Here is a 17257-nt window from a genome sequence, read left to right on the forward strand (position 1 = left end):
TACGGATAGTATAGCATAAAGAAAAGTCGGCATGTTTGTTAAAATTGAGGTATTTCTGAATCTTTCAACCTTTTGCGAAAGTGATTTTGTTGTTTGTACAAATACGTTGATGATATTATAATAATGATGATTTGGATAAGGAGACAACAATGTGGAGGCACTGTCATTGAGTGAATTTGAGCAAGGCCGTTACCTTAGCCCGCGGGGCCCTATTGGGCTTATGAACAGGGTCTACAAGTACGTGCTGCCGGAAGTGCGGGAATGTCTGGGCTTCTGGCGCCAGGATGCGGAAGGGATTCCCGATCCCGAGCTCCGCAAGCAAGCGCTTGCCAGTATTGAGACGAAGCAGTTTCATTGTGAAGGCGGCGGGATTTATGCCGCCGGTAATTTATCAATGAGACATATATTGATTCCGTTAATTGTCGCATATCAAACGATCAGTGATTATCTGGACAACTTATGTGATCGCAGTACTTCGCTGGATCCTGCCGATTTCAGGCTGCTGCATCAATCCATGCTGGACGCAATTACCCCCGGTGCAGAGCCTGTTAATTATTATGCGCTGCGCAGCGAGCAGAATGACGGCGGATATTTGTACAGGCTGGTCCGCAAATGTCAGGAGATGACCGCGCTTTTGCCCGGGTATGCTTCGGCGGTCGCGGAGATCCATGATCTGGCTGTACTGTATACGGATTTGCAGGTTTATAAGCACATAAGCCCCGAACTCAGGGAAGATGCCCTGAAGGAGTGGTGGGCGAAAGAGGGAAAGCGTGCTCCGCATCTTCAATGGAATGAGTTTGCAGCAGCAACAGGTTCCACGCTGGGTGTATTTATGCTTTTTCTGGCCTCTTGCGACCCCAAGCTGACTAAATCGGCATCGGTTTCGATTCGTGCTGCGTATTTTCCGCATCTTTGCGGATTGCACATTATGTTGGATTACCTGATCGATCAGGATGAAGACCGGGCCGGCGGTGATCTTAATTTCTGCAATTATTATGACAATTCAGATACTATGCTGAACCGGATCGCTTCCATCGTGGAGTGGGCCCGTAAGGATGTCCGTAATCTTCCCGAGACCTCCATGCACCGCATGGTGATCGAGGGGCTTCTGGCACTTTATTTATCCGATCCGAAAGTCAGCGAACAGCGGGAGGTTCGCACGGTATCGAAGCGTCTGATGAGAAAGAGCCCGCTGACCAGACTGTTCTTTTTTGTGAACAGCCGCTGGATCCGCAAACACATGTATTAGATGTCGTGGAGCGCATTCCCTCTATAAGGGATGGGCACCGCACAATTTTAAGGAGGAACAAACAGGATGACTAATGTTAAAAAAATCGCAGTATTGACCAGTGGAGGAGACTCACAGGGCATGAACGCTGCTGTTCGCGCGGTAGTGCGCAGCGCAATTTTTTACGGGGTTGAAGTGTATGGTATCCAGCGCGGCTATCAGGGTCTGCTGAACCGGGACATTTTCCCGATGGATCTGCGCAGTGTAGGCGATATTATTCAACGTGGAGGTACCATTCTGCAGTCTGCGCGATGTCTGGAATTCGTGAAGCCTGAAGGTCAGCAGAAAGGTGCGGACATCCTGAACGAAATGGGCATCGACGGCCTTGTAGTTATCGGTGGTGACGGCTCTTACAAAGGGGCTAACAAGCTCAGCAAGCTGGGAATTAAGACAATGGCTTTGCCGGGTACGATTGATAATGACATTTCTTTCACGGACTACACGATTGGCTTTGATACAGCAGTAGGGGTAGTTGTAGATGCCATTAACAAGCTTCGTGACACGATGTCCTCGCATGAGCGTTCCTCCATTGTAGAAGTTATGGGACGCCACTGCGGAGATATTGCTCTTCATGCAGGCCTGGCTTCCGGAGCCGAAACCATTCTCGTACCGGAAATGCCTTATGACCTCAACGAGGTGGCTGACCGGATGCGTGACAACTTTGCCAGAGGCAAACGCCACAGTATCGTTATTGTCGCTGAAGGCGTAGGCAAGGGTGAAGACGTTGCACAAGCGTTGAAAGACCGCCATGCTTCACTGGATGCCCGCGTAACGGTTCTGGGTCATATTCAGCGCGGAGGTACTCCGACTCCAGGCGACCGCAATCTGGCAAGCCGTTTGGGTGACTTTGCTGTTCGCAAACTGCTCGAAGGTGAATCGGATAAAGGCTGCGGCATTATTAAAGGCGAGCTGACGCTTACCGATATCGATACTGTGGTGAATACGAAGAAAGATTTCGATACGGAATTGTACGAGCTGGCTTCCCGTCTTTCCCAATAGAATACAAGAGAGCAGCAAATGCTGCTTCACAAGCCGCCTAGTGATAGGCGGTTTTTTGTGTTTGACAATATACCCCCACCCGTATATTATATACCCTATGGGGTATAATCATAAGGAGGATAAGAATATGGGTAAAACAATCATTATTATTGGTGGCGTTGCCGGTGGAGCGACAGCTGCTGCAAGGCTGCGGAGACTGAATGAACAGGATGAGATCATCCTGTTCGAACGCGGGGAGCATGTATCGTTTGCCAACTGCGGACTGCCTTATTATATTGGTGAAACAATTGATTCCCGTGATAAGCTGTTTCTTCAGACGCCCAAGGGTATCAAGGAACGATTTAACATAGATGTTCGTGTGCTTACTGAAGTAACGGAAATTGTACGCCAGCATAAACTTGTTCATTACCGTGATGTCCGCACGGGTGAGACGGGGGAGATTCCATATGACCTCCTGATTCTGTCCCCGGGAGCCAGACCCATTGTGCCTGATATTCCGGGTCTCTCCGAGGCCAAGAATGTATTCACCTTAAGAAATATCCCGGATACGGACCGGATTAAATCTTTTGTAGACAGTATGCGTCCTAAGCATGCCACGGTTATCGGCGGAGGTTTTATTGGGCTGGAAATGGCGGAGAACCTACGTGAACGTGGACTTGAGGTGACGATTATTGACCGGGGTGAACAGCTTCTCAATCCGCTGGACCCGGAAATGGCCAAACCTGTGGAAGAGCATCTCCGGATGCACGGCGTGGAAATAAGGCTGAATGAGGGGGTGGAGGCTTTTGAGCAACAGGGCGGAATGCTGCGCCTTTCTTCTGGAGACGTGATCAGGACCGAGATGATCATTATGGCAATTGGAGTCACTCCAGAGAATGAGCTTGCCCGCCACAGCGGTCTAGAGCTGGGAATCCGCGGCGCGGTTAAGGTCAGTTCTACCCTGCAGACCAGCGATCCCGATATTTATGCCATCGGTGACGCCATTGAGGTCAAGGACCGCAATCATGGATTTGCCACCATGGTTTCTCTGGCATGGGGAGCGAACCGGCAAGGCCGTCTAGCGGCAGATCATATCAACGGTCACGCCATCTCCTATGATGGAGCTTTGGGAACGGCAATCATTAAGACCTTTAACCTGACCTCAGCAGTTACCGGGAACAATGAGAAGACGCTCACAGCTCTCGGTGTCCCTTATGAGGCCATTCATATCCATCCCAATTCACATGCGGGTTATTACCCCGGGGCATCCCCGATTGCCATGAAGCTGCTGTTCAATCCCGACAATGGTGATATATACGGAGCACAGGCTGTGGGGGCAGACGGTGCTGACAAGCGGATTGATGTCATTGCCACTGCTATTCGCGGAAAGCTGAAAGTGAACGAGCTCGCAGATATAGAGCTGGCTTATGCACCGCCATATTCTTCAGCTAAGGACCCCGTCAATATGGCCGGGTATGCCGCTTCCAATGTTGTGGATGGATTAGTCAGCAATCTGCAGTGGCATGAGGTGGATGCTTTCTCCGCCAAGGGCGGACTGATTATCGACGTCAGGGACGAGGTGGAACGGCTGGCAGGTTCCATTCCCGGCTCAGTGAACATTCCACTGTCCGAACTGAGAAACCGGCTTGCCGAGATTCCTGGTGATCAGGAGATCGCGGTATCCTGCCAGGTAGGGCTTAGAGGCTATATTGCTGCAAGAATGCTGAGTCAGCATGGGTACAGCGTGAAGAATGTTGATGGTGGATACAAAACGTATGCTGTAATGGCAATGAAGGATATCCTGCCGCCAGAGGAGAGCAGCGCAGATATGGCAGCCCATTTACCAACTTCTCCGGATTCTTTAGATGACAGGGCACAAAGCGGCAGCGGGGAGCAGCTGCTGTTGCTGGATGCTTGCGGACTACAGTGTCCGGGCCCTATACTCAAAGTATATGAGACTGTAAAGTCCATGCAGGTAGGACAGCAGCTGGAGATTGCTGCTACGGATTTCGGTTTTGCCGCAGATATTAAGCAGTGGTGCCTCAAGACGCAGAATACACTGGAGTCGGTGGATGTGTCGGAAGGGAAAGTGAAGGCTCTTGTACGTAAAGGGTTAAACAGGGTGACGGGAGAAGCCTTGCCAGCAGTGCCTTCTGAAGCCAAGGAGGGTACGACGATGATCGTGTTCAGCGGTGATCTGGACAAGACGATTGCTTCCTTCATTATTGCCTCCGGTGCGGCAGCGATGGGCAAGCAGGTGACCATGTTCTTTACCTTCTGGGGATTGAATGTTCTGCGTCAGAGAAATGCTTCTCCGGTTAAGAAAAAAGGGTTGGACAAAATGTTCGGAATGATGATGCCTCAAGGTACCACAAAGCTGCCGTTGTCCAGAATGAACATGGGCGGGCTGGGTGCAAGGCTGATACGGCATGCAATGAAACGGAAAAATGTGGACTCTCTGGAACAGCTGATGCAGGGTGCGCTGAATGCCGGTGTAAAGATCATTGCCTGCACGATGAGTATGGACATCATGGGCATCAAACAGGAAGAATTAATGGCTGGCGTTGATTTTGGCGGGGTAGCCAGTTATCTGGGAGCCGCTGAGGATTCGGGTGTGAACTTGTTTATCTAAAGGATGTGGGATGTATGGAATATGATAAAGGCATCAAAAACAGATTGAAGCGTATTGAGGGCCAGGTGCGTGGTGTGCTGGGCATGCTGGAGGAAGGGCAGGATTGCCGGGAGATTGTGACCCAGCTGACGGCAATAAGAACAGCTGTAGACCGCACTGTGGGTGCTGTTATCGGCGCTAATCTGGAGCAATGCATTCAGGAGGAACTGGAGCAGGGCAATTCACCGGATAAAGTGATTAAGGAAGCAGTCGAGATGCTTGTGAAAAGTCGTTAATTCAAAAAGGAACAGCTGCGGATGAGCGCGCTGTTCCTTTTTAATTAACTGCGAGAACATCACACTTCTTCGGCATGGTGCCGAAGAAGCTGTGCTGCTCATAGCCATTATTGTTCTCCAACCCCGGTGGCCAAAGCAAACCGCCGCTGGACTTTGACTAGCCGCGTCAGCAGCAGAATGGCTCCAATCGCCAGACCGGTAATCAGTCCAACCCAGTAGCCGTAGGCGCCCATATCGGTATAAGTCGCCAGGACATAGCCTGTAGGCAGGCCGATTACCCAATAGGCGGCGAAGCAAATGATGAATGCCGGGTTTACATCCTTATAGCCCCGCAGCACACCTTGCGTCGGCGTGGCAATGGCATCGGAGATCTGGAAGAAGATCGCGTAAATCAAAAAGTGCTGAATCAGGGAGATGACCTCGGGTTCGTCGGAATAAAGTCCGGCAACCGAATCGCCGGCGAACAAGAGGACGAGAGCAGTCAGCAGCGACAGCACGGCGGCTGAGGCGATGCCCATAATGCCGTATTGGCGGGCATCCTTCTGCCTGCCGGACCCGTTCTCAAAGCCGACGAGAATCGTCAGGCTCATGCAGATGCTGAGCGGAATCATGTACAGGGTGGAGGCGAAGTTAATCGCCGCCTGATGAGCTGCAATGGTTACTGTGTCGAACCGGCTCATGAGCAGTGTTACTGCCGAGAAAACCGCCGTTTCAAAAAAGATGGAAAATCCGATAGGCACGCCGATCTTAAGCAGCTCTTTGAAGCTGCTCAGCGATATGGCGTAGAACTTGCGGAACAGCTGCAGGCTTTTGAAGGGCTCGGAGCGGTAAATGAAGGTCAGGGCAATTCCGAAGATCACCCAGTAGGTGATAGCCGATGCGACCCCGGCTCCGACTCCCCCAAGGCGCGGGAAACCGAAATTTCCGAAGATAAGCAGATAGTTCAGCCCAACATTGACAGGTAAAGCCATTAGCGTGATGAACATCGAAACTCTTGTCTGCCCTAATGCATCGATACAGCTGCGGACTACCGTATAGCCGAACAGAGGGATGATGCCGAAGGAAATGGCGCACAGGAAGCGGAAAGCGATATTCCGTACTTGCGGCTCCAGATTCATAAAATCAAGAACAGGCGACAGAGCGAAACCGCCGATCACGAGGACGAGCAGAGAAACAATCAGTGAGAGCCAGATGCCCTGGGTCACCTGATAAGCGACATCTTTATCCCGGCGGTTGCCTATTAAATTGGACACAATCGGTGTTATACCCATGAGTATACCGCTAAGCCCGGTTTGAATCGGGATCCATAAGCTGGTGCCGATGGCTACGCCGGCCAGATCATTCGTGCCGAATTTGCCGGACATATTGGTATCAAAGAAAGTAATAGCTGACAACGCAATCTGCGTAACAAGAATAGGAAATAAAATATGCAGGAATTGGCTTGCCTTTTGTTTAAGAGAAGTAGTATGTATCATCGGTTTGTGCCTCGTCATCTAAATTTTATAAAAGTGTGTAACCTATAAATCCTTATATTATCAGTAAAAGACCCGGCAGGGCGCCGGGTCCTTGGCTTATATTTGCTGATTGATTTCATCAAGGATAATTGCTGTATTCATTATTTCTCGTAATCTACACCCGAAGTGTAACGGTTGTTAGCATTCCAGAGGAGGAATTCATCCACTTTCTCGTCTTTCAAAGCCCGGATCTGGTCTTCCACCTGCGTCTTGCCGTATTTCACATAATGGCCGCTTCCAAGCCAGCTTGCGGTGAAGTCCTGAATCCAGGGGCGGATAACCGGTTTGTAGCTTCCCAGAGGGTCGAGCTTCTTATGTGTATCGACCATGGAACCCTTAATGGTTGCGTAAGGGTCTTTGTCAGGGTCTTTCACATCGAACCATCCTGTTGAATAATGGCTTGGGTATACCATCGGGCTGATAACGTCCACATTCTTCGATATTTTCACGAAATCCTGGCCTATGCCTTCCGCAGCGGGAACAGAAGCGGCGTATCCGAAAATATCAACTGATACCCGTACGCCCAGCGGATTTAGCTCTGCTTTGGCGTATTTAACGAAGTCGCCAATGATCTCCACACGTGGTCTGTCGTTCTTGGTATATTTAAGAGTATCAGCACGTTTCTCGAAGCCTTCCGGGAAACGGACGTAATCGAACTGGATTTCCTTGAAGCCCAATTTGGCGGCTTCCTTGGCGATGTCTACATTGTATTTCCATACATCTTCATTATAGGGATTGACGAAGCTGTCTCCGCCTTTATTGCTCCAGACTGTGCCATTTGTATTTACGAATGACATTTCCGGCTTCTTCTTGGCGAGAACAGAGTCCTTAAAGACTACGATCCGGGCAATCGGATATACGTCATGCTCCTTTAGGCGGGTCATCAGCTTGTTGATATCACCGATGAACGGCTGGGGATGACCCAGCTTCTGAAGTTCAGCATTGTCTGTCTTGTAGGTAATATATCCCGCATCATCCTTAATATCGATGACCATGGAATTTAATTCCGTTTTATCAAGCAGGTTAAGCAGCGTTTCCATCCGTGCTCCGCCTGCACTGTAGGCTGTCACATAAATACCTTTAACCTTGGGGGCATCCGGCTGCGGATCGGCAAGAATCGCGCCGTCAGTACCTCCTGCTTCATTTCCGGGTGAAGCGCTTGTAACCGGAGTAGGGGAATTGGTGCCGCCTGTGGCGTTTGGTGATGCCGATGCTCCGTTTGGATTGCTGCTGTGCTCTGCGATGATGGGGGGATTGGTGGCGGACTGTAATGCAGCCGTCACGTCAGAGTCGTGTCCGCCATGCGGCACGCCAACGCCTCCCAGGGCCATCATCAGTAATGCCCAGGTGATGTTCATTTGCTATTCTCTCCCTTTATGTACATTCCCTTAAAGTATAAAGGAACGGCAGCTGCCAAAAAGAACAGACTTGTAACAATCCCTGTAATTTTTGGCTGTTAAAAATAACCGCTCTTGTTGTTTATAAACGGGATGTACAGATTTTAAACGGTCCTGTTAAAAAGTAAATGCCGCCCGGACCCGGCACATAGCCGAACCCCAAGCGGCAACTATGAAGATTGCTTCGAAACGTTTTACTCACTGAAGATACGCAGAATTCTGATGCTCGCAAATGCTGTAATGGATGATATCCATGGCATCTGCCGGTTCCAGAATACTCAGACCGTCACGCAGAACGATTACGGAATTCAATTCATTCTGCTTGAGAAACGGCATCATATCAGGATACCACCTCATGACGATTGCTGACAGTTTTACCGTTTCCATTTCCATAAAAATCACCCTTTCCTTTTTCGAATGGTACTGAATTGAATTCAGGGTACACCCGTAAAACGAAGTGCCGGAAAAAAGAGGGGTAAATCCCAATCTTCATGAAATTGTAAGGGTCCTGCGTGAGTATAATATATCACAGTTTTAATTTATGCGCATTTCTTTCAATGTGATCTTTTGCGGAAGGAACCCATGACTCCAACGGTTTCCACAATGTTCACAAAAGCCTGGGGATCGCTGGATCTAATGATTCTTTTAAGCTCTGCGAGCTCGTAGCGGGTAGTCACTGTCATTAGCATGTCCCGTTCAACATGAGAATAAGCGCCCTCTGTTTTGATCTTTGTGACCCCGCGTTGCAGGCCCAGAAGCTGCTGAAGCAGTTCGTCTGTCCTTGTGGTTACGATATAGACAGTCACTTTAACATGACTGATGTGAATCAGGTCAACGACCTTTCCGGTTACATAAATGGAGACCATCGACGCAAGAGCTAAATTCCAATTGTCGTCAAAATAGGCGGCGGCCAGAATGACAATACCATTCAGCCCTACAAGCACATTCCCGATCGGGAAGTCGCGGTAGCGCGTAATAATGGAGCCGATAATGTCAAAGCCGCCCGTAGATCCTCCAACCCGGAAGGAAATACCGCTGCCGACACCTACCAGCACTCCGCCGAAAACGGAGGCAAGAAGCATATCCGACGCTACAGCTGTCTGCGGTACCAGCGTCATTAGCCAAGTTGTGGCCCCTACGGATACAATGCTGAGAATAATAAATCTGCGCCCGAGCTGAAACCACCCTGCCACAAGCAGCGGCACATTGAAGAGCAGATATAGCAGACTGATGTTAAGGGGTGTGAAATAACCCACTAACATTGCCACACCGGATACCCCTCCGCTTAGCAGCCGGTGGGGGATTAAGAACAGGTTGAAGCCGCTTGCTATCATCGCCGAACCCAGGATGATGGCAAGGTAATTTCCTAGTTGTCTTAGTCGTAACAAGCAAATTCACCTCTGACGTGTAATGTAAGTAATGAAAGTAAGGAATACACTGGTATTCCTGATCGGGTTTGTGATATAATGTATAGGATATTCTTGAGTAGAACGTTACAATGGTACTTTTGCATTGCTTCGGATGTGAAGCTACAATTGTTCAGGCTAAATAACCAAGCTTGATCATAGGACATTTTTTCGTCCCAATACGCGTAAACCATGCAGAGATTACGGCATGTTTGGACAGCCTATAAATGTGTTTACCGCTACTTAAGAATACAGACAAGCATGTGGAATGTCCACTGTATAGAAGGAGCATGAATAATTTGAAAACATTCGCAGAATTCGGCTTGGAGCCAAAAGTACTTCAAGCAATCACAGAGCTAGGATTTGAGGAAGCAACACCCATTCAGGAGCAGGCAATCCCGCTCGCGCTGACTGGAGCAGACTTGATCGGCCAGGCACAGACCGGTACGGGCAAAACAGCCGCTTTCGGTATTCCCCTCATCTCCAAAATTGCTCGGGAAGAAGAAAAAATCCTGGCGCTAATTATGACGCCAACCCGTGAGCTTGCGATTCAGGTTGCTGAAGAAATCGGCAAACTGACCCGCTTCAAGGGTCTGCGTTCACTGGCTATTTACGGCGGACAGGATATCGGCCGTCAAATCCGCGGATTGAAGAAGAAACCACAGATCATTATCGGAACACCTGGACGCCTTCTGGATCACATCAACCGCAAGACGATCCGTCTTGATGATGTGCAGACCATCGTATTGGATGAAGCTGATGAAATGCTGGATATGGGCTTCATGGAAGACATCCAGACGATCCTCAAGCTCGTGCCGGAAGAACGTCAAACCATGTTGTTCTCAGCAACAATGCCTCCTAACATTCAACGTCTCGCCCAACAGTTCCTGAAGAACCCGCAACATGTTTCCGTAATTCCAAAACAAATCAGCGCTCCATTGATTGACCAAGCCTATATCGAAGTTCCTGAGCGCCAGAAGTTTGAAGCACTGAGCCGTCTGATCGATATGGAATCCCCAGATTTGGCAATCGTCTTCGGACGTACCAAACGCCGGGTTGACGAGCTTGCCGAAGGCCTCCAGAAACGCGGATATTCCGCTGACGGATTGCATGGCGACTTGTCCCAGAACCAGCGTGATGCGGTTATGCGTAAATTCCGTGACGGCAGCATTGATGTGCTGGTAGCTACTGACGTAGCGGCGCGCGGACTCGACGTTTCCGGTGTAACACATGTTATCAACTTTGACCTTCCGCAAGATCCGGAAAGTTATGTACACCGTATCGGCCGTACAGGCCGTGCAGGTAAAGAAGGAACAGCGTGGTCATTCGTGACTCCGCGTGAAATGGACCACCTTCATCTGATCGAGCGTGTAACCCGTCACCGGATTACCCGCAAACCGCTGCCAACAATGGCTGAGGCAATTGAAGGCAAACAACGCATCACTGCAGAACGTCTGCTGGCAATGGTTGAAGAAGGCGGCGAGCTGAACGAATACAAAGGCATCGCGATTCAATTGCTGGAGCAATATGATTCTGTACAACTGCTCTCCGCAGCAATGAAATTGCTTACCGGCGACAACAAGGATACACAGGTTGAATTGACACCGGAAGATCCGATCCGCGCAAAACGCCGCGGCGGCAAGAATGACATCCGCAGCGGCCGCAAGCCTAATGGCGGCTATGGCGGCAACCGCACTGGTTCCGGCACAGGCGGTGGCTATAAAGGCAACCGTGATAGCGGCAGCAGCTATGGCGGCGGCTATAAAGGCAACCGCGACAGTAGCAGCGGCAGCACAACCCGTGGTGGTTACAGCAGCGGCTACGGCAGCAACAGCAGCAGCGGCGGTTACAAAGGCAACCGCGACAGCAGTGCCGACCGCAAACCATCGGCGCGTCCAAGCAGCACAAGTACTCGTCCGGCTAAACGCGAAGATTACGACATTTAAGCAGCACCGGCAATAATGGAAGAAGACGAGTACCGGTTAACGGTTCTCGTCTTCTTTTTGTACAATTGAACATATTTAGGCTTTGTGTTTCATGCCTTAGATAACAAAAGTACGGGTGATAATAACGAGCAGGATGAACAGAACGAGGATAGTGCCTGTGGAAGTCCAGACGTTGCAGCCAACTGGTGAGGACATAGGTAAAACCTCCTTTGAATTAAGGTGATTGTAATGGTTACGTTCCTAATATATGGACGGATCGTCGGGCTTGCATAGACCATAACCCAGAATCTTAAGAATGGGCGCTGGAAAAGTCCGGGTCAAATAAGGTATAGTTAAGATACGCAGTATGCGCGAGACAGACAGGAGGAAGGGAATTGGAGTTTAAAGGAGCAATGGGCGGTCTATACCGCGTCACGGAATGGATTTCACGTATCGCCTTCAGTAACATTTTGTGGGCAATCTGTTCGGTTCCGTTTCTGTTCATGGGAGTAATGAAGATGATTATGTGGGGATCGGGTGCAGGCGGCCCCAATGAACAGATCACACTGAACTGGGCGATGGGTATTTTGGCACCGTTTACGGTGTTCCCGGCAACAGCGGCACTATTTACGGTTGTACGCAAATGGGTTATGGGCAATAGCGATGTTAGCACATTCCGCACTTTTTTCCAGGGGTACAAAGAAAATTATTTCAAGAGTATGCTTGGGGGATTAATTTACACAGTGCTGTTTGTTGTGATGTACGTAGATGTGACCGTATACATGACGCAAATGGCGAATTTCAGAATCGTCGGTATTTTGATGCTGGTGCTGATGATTATTTTGTTCGTCTCCATGTTTAATTTCTTCTCGATTGTGGTTCATTATCAAATGACCTTCAAAGAAGTGGTGACCAACTCCGTTTTGTTGACAATCGCCCGGCCGATCCGCGTATTCTCCACGCTTATTGGTGCAGCGGTTCTTGTCTATATAGGTCTGAAGTATCCGGTGCTTTACGCCTTGTGTATTCCTACACTGATTGCCTTTTTCGCCTTCTTTAACTTTTACGCTACATACAACAAGCTGCAACTGCAGGTGGAGAAGAAGAAGCAACAGGAACTGGAAGCCCAGGAGGCCGCTGAAAGAGAAGCTGCGGAATTGCTTGAGGCAGAAGATTACGATGAAGATGATGACGACGATGATGACGACGATGATGAGTACGATTCAGATAAAGATAAAAAACGGATTTAACATTAATTACACATAAGCCGCGAAATTAGGCGAGAAATTTATTCCAGTGTAAATTAAAGCGCATACAGGTTTACTTTTTCGTCAAGACGCAATATAATAGTAACAAATCCTGCGATGTACGTTTACGGTTGCTCGTTGTTTTGAACCAATGATAATGTCTTGGGAGATCTATACGAAGCGCGGCTGAAAGGCCCTGTCTATACGACGCGGGGAATTCAAAAACGACTTCTGCGGTCACCCACCTGCTATAGCAGGTTCAGAAGACACTGTAGCCGGACGGCATAGGCGGGTTTTCTACTGTTTTTGACAAGGTGCCCTGTTTCCCGCTTACCCGCGGGGATGGGGTACCTTTTTGTTTATAGTGAACAAGGTGAAAGTGAGCAATGCCCTTTTGTTCCTGGGATAAGAGTGTTACACTTAGACTAATGAACTTGGGATTTGAAGAGGGGGAAGAATTTTGTCGTTGAAAAGAACCTTGGTCGGTTTATTTCGCAGTCATGACGGAACAAGCGACCGTGCAAAAGATCCGGCATTAAAGACGCGTTACTACACTCTTTCTAGAGATAAGGCGTGGGAAGAAATATCCTCAACGCTGAAGAAGATTCCTGGCTTCAAAGTGCTTCATGAAGTGCAATCTGTAGGAGAGATTACGCTTGAGAAGAGAACAGCATTCGGGCGTACGCTGGATATTACTGTGTCGGTGCTAAATACCTCGCCGGTGCGTTGCGGCGTAGATATGTACTCGGCATCCAGAGGTTCGCTTGGCGACCTGGGCGCCAACTATCGAGTAATTCAGCGTCTGTACCAGTCTCTTGATAGGAAGCTGGGCAAATACAAGACAGAATAAAGGCAAGCTGCACTTTTCTGTTCAGAGATTGTATACGGTTTCGTGAAGTGTGAAGATGCAGCCTGTCATTGAACAATAGGGCTACCCATAAGCAAAAAGCGGGAGAAGGATGACCTTCTGCCGCTTTTTTTTAAAGAATCAGAACTTATAGATTTTCATGTACTACGAATGAAATACAATTCGGCTGCAGGCTACAGCAGTTCCTTTACAGCTGCAATAGCAGCCTCGTAATTGGGATGCTCAGACATTTCGCCGAGGTACTCCACATAAGCCAAAGTATCGTTTTTGTCGATTACGAAGATGGAACGCATATCCAGACGGAATTCTTTAATCAGGACGCCGTAGGCTTGTCCAAAGGCTGCTTCCTTGTGATCAGACAGTGTGATGACCCGGTCAATGCCGGCAGCGCCGCACCAGCGGGCTTGGGCGAACGGAAGATCCATACTGATGGTGAGAATAACGACATCATCGCCGAGCTCTGCGGCCTCGCTGTTGAAGCGGCGGGTCTGCGCATCGCATACACCGGTATCCAGAGAAGGCACCACGCTGATCAGCTTGATTTTGCCGGCGTAATCACTGAGGGAAGTATCTTCCAGCAGATTCTTGCTCACTGTGAACTGTGGTGCGGAATCTCCGGCTTTGAGCTGCGGACCCATCAGTGTGATGGGGTTGCCTTTAAATGCGGCCACGCCTGTTCTTTCTTGCGTCATATCCTTGGTTCCTCCTTGAATTGCAATATTGGATTCTTACTGCCACAATAAATTATAATCTTTTTAGAAGCTGGATGTCCAACCGACAACTTACATAAAGGGTGGGTGTTATGATATTCATACGATATGAAAAGTGGAGAAGCTATCTCCGGTATTATCCGGTAACCTGTTTGCTTATATTGGCGAATGTGATTATGTTTATTGTTCTGACGTTAAACGGCGGCTCCACAAATATCCAGACACTGATTGATTACGGGGGAACCGTTAATGTCAGCCCGCTGAAAGAGGAATTGTGGCGTTATGCGACGGCGATGTTTCTGCACAATGGCTTTGCCCATCTGTTCTTTAACTGTTTTGCGTTATTGGTGTTTGCTCCGCCTTTGGAACGGCTGATGGGCTGGTGGCGTTACGCGCTGCTCTATCTGGCGGGAGGTTTCCTTGCCAATCTTCTGGGAGTCGCGGTCAGCAGCCGTTCAGTGGTGGATTACGGTACGGTGTCAGTAGGGGCTTCAGGAGCGATCTACGCCGTATACGGCGCATTCCTCTATATTGCGCTGCTGCAGAGAGCGATGATGGATGAGAGCTCACGTAAGACGTTGTACGGGCTTTTGGTGATGGGAATTATTATGTCCTTCGCCACACCTCATGTGGACTATACAGCCCATATTGGCGGCCTCGTGGCCGGGTTCTTTCTTTATGGACTTATTATACGGGTATTCAAAAAAAGCCGAAGGTAGGAGGTGTTGGATTCGTGGAACTTAGACAGCTGCAATATTTTTTGAAGGTAGCGCAAAAAGAGCATGTTACCAGAGCGGCAGAAGAGCTGCATGTGGCGCAATCTGCGGTTAGCCGCCAGATTCATCAGCTGGAGCAGGAGCTTGGAGTGGACTTATTCATGCAAAAGGGGCGCAATCTGCAGCTCACCCCGGTGGGGCAGCTTTTTTGCAAACGGGTAGAGTCGGTGCTGAAGGAATTGGAGCGCTCGGTAGCTGAGGTGCATGAATTTCTGGACCCGGAGCTTGGAGAGATCCGCATCGGATTTCCGCATAGCCTGGGTACGCATCTTATACCTTCCATTGTGGCGGAGTTTCGCCGGCATTATCCTCAGGTTAAGTTTCGTTTCAAGCAGGGGTCTTTTCCGTCTTTGATTAAAGACGTGCTGTCCGGTGAAGTGGATCTGGCTTTTATTTCTCCCTTCCCCGAAAATGACGGTCATGTCGCCGGAGATATTGTAATGACAGAGGAGCTGTTCGCGATCCTTCCGCAGAATCATCCGCTTGCCGGAGAGAAGGTAATCCGGCTTGAACAGCTGCGGGAAGAAAAGTTCGTCTTGTTCAGCCAGGGATATTCACTGAGGCCGATCGTATGGCAAGCCTGCCTGCAGGCAGGGTTCAAGCCGCAGATTGCTTTTGAGGGCGGAGAGACTGATACCATACGAGGTTTGGTTGCCGCTGGCATGGGAGTGAGCCTGCTGCCGGAAACGGCATTGTATCAGACTAATCCTATGCAGCCGGCTCAAGTGAGGGTGATAGATCCCGTTGTGACCAGAACGGTGGGAATCATTCACCGCAGTGAGGGCAAGCTGCCGCTGGTAGCCCGCTCCTTCCGCACTTTCCTGCTGACGTATTTCAAAGACAGAAATAACAATACCCCGGTCGGCTCGTAGCCTTCCGGGGTATTTGCTCTGTATATTGACAGCGGGTTAACTAGATGAGCTTAATCACGATTTCCCAAGAACATCATGATCAGACGCAGCAGTTCAAGCAGGGAGACCAGAGCGGCAGCAACATAAGTTAAGGCAGCTGCATTCAGGACCTTGGCTACGCCACGCTCTTCCTCGTTGCGGATGTAGCCTTGCTCAACCATGACCTGACGGGCCCGGCTGCTGGCGTTGAATTCAACCGGCAATGTAACAAGCTGAAAGGCTACTGCAGCCGAGAAGAAGATAATACCCAGACCAATGAGATTCAATGAGCTGAAAATAAATCCTGCCAACAGCATGAAGGGGGCTACGCCGGAAGCGAAATTGACAACCGGGAACATCCGGTGGCGCAGGGTGAGCATAGGATAATGTTCTTTATGCTGAATGGCATGGCCGATCTCGTGACATGCGACAGAGACAGCGGCGATGGAGCTTTCATAATATACAGGCTCCGACAGGCGCACCACCCGGTGGACGGGATCATAATGGTCGGAAAGGGTGCCGCGCACAGGTTCGATCGGTACATCATAAAGGCCATTGGCATCAAGCATGCGCCGTGCGGCTTCATAACCTGTCAAACCGTTCATGTTGGCAACCTTGGACCATTTATTGAAGTTGCCTTTAACTCTGAACTGAGCCCATAACGAGAATAGAAAAGCGATAATAACTAACAAATACATCAAAGGCATCATATAACATTCCTCCACTATGGTGTAAAAATACTATTTACATTGGCGGCCCCTGCAAAAGCAGCAGCCGGATCGCCTCCATGCACGCAACGCCCTGCGGAAGCAGTGCAGCCAGCGCTCGTTTGGCTTGGACCGGTTTCAGTCCGCTGATCATCGGTTCCAGTGCCTTCACTTCGCGCTCAAGCCGCTGCATCTGCAGCTCCAGCTCCACGAGTTTATCCGAAACATCGGTTTCTGGTGCGGCTGAATTCCACTTGCTCATCATGGTTTTAATTTCTTCCAATGTATATTTCTCATGCTTTAACTGATTGATACGTTCCAGAGCGATTAAAGTTTCATGACTGTACAGCCGATAATTCTTCATGCTTCTGGTTTCTGGTACAATGAGTCCCAGCTTCGTATAATAATCGATTGTGCGTTCACTGATGCTTGCAGCTTTGGCCAGTTCGCCAATCCGGTACAGGGTCATATCCCCATGTTCTTCTCACCTCGCTAACAGAATCCGGCCGGTTTGATCCGGCGCTCTTCTTACTATATTTATACTTATAATGATATCAAATGATAAACCGTACAGTCAAACGTGACACTTACTTTAAGTATATGCAGGGTTAAAGCCAAAGATACCTTCGGAAAAACAGGTCTTC

General features: G+C 49.4%; 17 protein-coding genes and 1 other RNA gene. 10 read left to right on the top strand and 8 right to left on the bottom strand.

Translation table 11 applies throughout. The features are described from left to right. Positions 1–166 precede the first annotated feature (166 nt). The 4 genes from MHI45_RS31165 to MHI45_RS31180 all read left to right on the top strand — a co-directional run bounded on the left by MHI45_RS31165 (position 167) and on the right by MHI45_RS31180 (position 5173). A complete protein-coding gene (locus tag MHI45_RS31165; protein ID WP_038599341.1) occupies positions 167–1249 on the top strand; it encodes a tetraprenyl-beta-curcumene synthase family protein in 1083 nt (360 codons plus the stop codon). Between the two features lie 66 nt (positions 1250–1315). Continuing rightward, positions 1316–2287 (top strand): 6-phosphofructokinase, encoded by a 972-nt coding sequence (pfkA, locus tag MHI45_RS31170; protein WP_038589639.1) that lies wholly within the window; start codon positions 1316–1318, stop codon positions 2285–2287. A gap of 127 nt (positions 2288–2414) precedes the next feature. Continuing rightward, a complete protein-coding gene (locus MHI45_RS31175; protein ID WP_341118572.1) occupies positions 2415–4898 on the top strand; it encodes a CoA-disulfide reductase in 2484 nt (827 codons plus the stop codon). Positions 4899–4912: 14 nt separating this feature from the next. After that, positions 4913–5173, top strand: a complete 261-nt coding sequence (locus tag MHI45_RS31180; protein ID WP_038589645.1) for a metal-sensitive transcriptional regulator — start codon at positions 4913–4915, stop codon at positions 5171–5173. Between the two features lie 107 nt (positions 5174–5280). Here MHI45_RS31180 and MHI45_RS31185 read toward each other — a convergent pair whose 3' ends face one another. From MHI45_RS31185 to MHI45_RS31200, 4 genes are all read right to left on the bottom strand, one after another. Continuing rightward, positions 5281–6648, bottom strand: coding sequence for an MATE family efflux transporter (locus MHI45_RS31185; protein ID WP_341118573.1), 1368 nt, complete (start codon positions 6646–6648; stop codon positions 5281–5283). A gap of 140 nt (positions 6649–6788) precedes the next feature. Next, positions 6789–8045, bottom strand: a complete 1257-nt coding sequence (locus MHI45_RS31190) for a putative glycoside hydrolase (protein ID WP_341118574.1) — start codon at positions 8043–8045, stop codon at positions 6789–6791. Positions 8046–8282: 237 nt separating this feature from the next. After that, the gene (locus tag MHI45_RS31195; protein WP_038589654.1) at positions 8283–8477 is read right to left on the bottom strand and encodes a hypothetical protein; all 195 of its coding nucleotides are present in this window, start codon (positions 8475–8477) and stop codon (positions 8283–8285) included. A gap of 161 nt (positions 8478–8638) precedes the next feature. Further along, a complete protein-coding gene (locus MHI45_RS31200; RefSeq protein ID WP_340899153.1) occupies positions 8639–9472 on the bottom strand; it encodes a YitT family protein in 834 nt (277 codons plus the stop codon). 317 nt (positions 9473–9789) lie between these two features. Between MHI45_RS31200 and MHI45_RS31205 the strand changes: the two genes are divergently transcribed. Further along, on the top strand, positions 9790–11436 hold the full coding sequence (locus MHI45_RS31205) for a DEAD/DEAH box helicase (protein ID WP_340899152.1): 1647 nt from the start codon (positions 9790–9792) through the stop codon (positions 11434–11436). A gap of 96 nt (positions 11437–11532) precedes the next feature. Here the strand turns inward: MHI45_RS31205 and MHI45_RS31210 are convergent, their stop codons facing one another. After that, positions 11533–11631: a dihydroorotate dehydrogenase gene (locus MHI45_RS31210; RefSeq protein WP_144024380.1), complete on the bottom strand. Its 99-nt coding sequence runs from the start codon at positions 11629–11631 to the stop codon at positions 11533–11535. A gap of 179 nt (positions 11632–11810) precedes the next feature. On the opposite strand from MHI45_RS31210, the gene MHI45_RS31215 reads away from it, so the two are divergent. The 3 genes from MHI45_RS31215 to MHI45_RS31225 all read left to right on the top strand — a co-directional run bounded on the left by MHI45_RS31215 (position 11811) and on the right by MHI45_RS31225 (position 13512). After that, positions 11811–12665, top strand: a complete 855-nt coding sequence (locus MHI45_RS31215; protein ID WP_340899151.1) for a YesL family protein — start codon at positions 11811–11813, stop codon at positions 12663–12665. A 103-nt stretch (positions 12666–12768) separates the two neighbouring features. Further along, positions 12769–12961: non-coding RNA, 6S RNA (ssrS, locus tag MHI45_RS31220), on the top strand. 161 nt (positions 12962–13122) lie between these two features. Beyond that, positions 13123–13512 carry a DUF1499 domain-containing protein gene (locus tag MHI45_RS31225; protein ID WP_340899150.1) on the top strand — a complete coding sequence of 130 codons (390 nt, stop codon included), beginning with the start codon at positions 13123–13125 and terminating at the stop codon, positions 13510–13512. A 191-nt stretch (positions 13513–13703) separates the two neighbouring features. Here MHI45_RS31225 and tpx read toward each other — a convergent pair whose 3' ends face one another. Beyond that, positions 13704–14222: a thiol peroxidase gene (tpx, locus tag MHI45_RS31230; RefSeq protein WP_341118575.1), complete on the bottom strand. Its 519-nt coding sequence runs from the start codon at positions 14220–14222 to the stop codon at positions 13704–13706. Positions 14223–14332: 110 nt separating this feature from the next. Here tpx and MHI45_RS31235 point away from each other — a divergent pair, with 110 nt between their 5' ends. Both MHI45_RS31235 and MHI45_RS31240 read left to right on the top strand, forming a co-directional pair. Further along, positions 14333–14959, top strand: coding sequence for a rhomboid family intramembrane serine protease (locus tag MHI45_RS31235; protein WP_341118576.1), 627 nt, complete (start codon positions 14333–14335; stop codon positions 14957–14959). Between the two features lie 14 nt (positions 14960–14973). Next, the gene (locus tag MHI45_RS31240; RefSeq protein ID WP_038589672.1) at positions 14974–15888 is read left to right on the top strand and encodes a LysR family transcriptional regulator; all 915 of its coding nucleotides are present in this window, start codon (positions 14974–14976) and stop codon (positions 15886–15888) included. Positions 15889–15938: 50 nt separating this feature from the next. On the opposite strand, the gene MHI45_RS31245 is transcribed toward MHI45_RS31240, so the two are convergent. After that, on the bottom strand, positions 15939–16616 hold the full coding sequence (locus MHI45_RS31245; protein ID WP_379142704.1) for a zinc metallopeptidase: 678 nt from the start codon (positions 16614–16616) through the stop codon (positions 15939–15941). Between the two features lie 34 nt (positions 16617–16650). Next, positions 16651–17082 carry a MerR family transcriptional regulator gene (locus MHI45_RS31250; protein WP_076112320.1) on the bottom strand — a complete coding sequence of 144 codons (432 nt, stop codon included), beginning with the start codon at positions 17080–17082 and terminating at the stop codon, positions 16651–16653. Between the last annotated feature and the right edge of the window lie 175 nt (positions 17083–17257).

The sequence above is a fragment of the Paenibacillus sp. FSL H3-0321 genome, assembly GCF_038002865.1.
Lineage (GTDB): Bacteria > Bacillota > Bacilli > Paenibacillales > Paenibacillaceae > Paenibacillus_AQ.